The sequence below is a fragment of the Providencia sp. PROV205 genome (assembly GCF_028479505.1).
Lineage (GTDB): Bacteria > Pseudomonadota > Gammaproteobacteria > Enterobacterales > Enterobacteriaceae > Providencia > Providencia huaxiensis.
This window is the reverse complement of sequence record NZ_JAMPNU010000063.1, coordinates 1-1,133: the sequence shown is the minus strand read 5'-3', so window position 1 is coordinate 1,133 and position 1,133 is coordinate 1. Positions and strand designations below refer to the sequence as shown.

The window sequence follows — 1,133 nt, the reverse complement described above, 5'->3', positions numbered from 1 at the left end:
TATTATGCAATAATTTTTGCAACAACACCCGCACCTACAGTACGGCCACCTTCACGGATTGCGAAACGTAAACCGTCGTCCATCGCGATTGGGTGGATCAGGGTAACGATCATGTTGATGTTATCACCTGGCATTACCATCTCTACGCCTTCTGGCAGTTCGATAGTACCTGTTACGTCAGTTGTACGGAAGTAGAACTGTGGACGGTAACCTTTGAAGAATGGAGTGTGACGACCACCTTCATCTTTGCTCAGAATATAGACTTCTGATTCGAATTTAGTGTGTGGCTTGATTGAACCTGGTTTTGCCAGTACTTGACCACGTTGAATTTCTTCACGTTTAGTACCACGCAGCAGAACACCAACGTTCTCACCCGCACGACCTTCGTCCAGCAGTTTACGGAACATTTCAACGCCAGTACAAGTTGTTTTAACCGTGTCTTGGATACCAACGATTTCAACTTCTTCACCAACTTTGATGATACCACGCTCAACACGGCCTGTTACTACTGTACCACGACCAGAGATTGAGAATACGTCTTCGATTGGCAGCAGGAATGGTTTGTCAATTGCACGCTCTGGTTCTGGGATGTAAGAATCCAAGTGACCTGCTAATTCAACAATTTTCGCTTCCCACTCTGGGTTGCCTTCCAGCGCTTTCAGAGCTGAACCACGGACAACTGGAGTGTCGTCGCCTGGGAAATCGTATTGAGACAGAAGTTCACGAACTTCCATTTCAACTAATTCTAACAGTTCTTCGTCGTCTACCATGTCACATTTGTTCAGGAAAACGATGATGTAAGGAACACCTACTTGGCGGCCTAACAGGATGTGCTCACGAGTTTGTGGCATTGGGCCATCAGTCGCAGCAACAACCAGGATTGCACCGTCCATCTGAGCAGCACCAGTGATCATGTTTTTAACATAGTCGGCGTGTCCTGGGCAGTCTACGTGTGCGTAGTGGCGAGTTGGAGTATCGTATTCTACGTGTGAAGTAGAGATGGTGATACCACGCGCTTTTTCTTCTGGTGCGTTATCGATTTGGTCGAATGCACGAGCAGAACCGCCGTAAGTTTTAGCCAGAACAGTAGTGATAGCTGCTGTCAGAGTAGTTTTACCGTGGTCAACGTGGCC

General features: G+C 47.3%; 1 protein-coding gene. It reads right to left on the bottom strand.

The window, feature by feature from the left end; all coding sequences use genetic code 11:
• Positions 1-2: 2 nt before the first annotated feature.
• The coding region (gene tuf / locus PR800_RS19620; RefSeq protein WP_272531273.1) for an elongation factor Tu at positions 3-1,133 on the bottom strand (1,131 nt) is incomplete at its 5' end.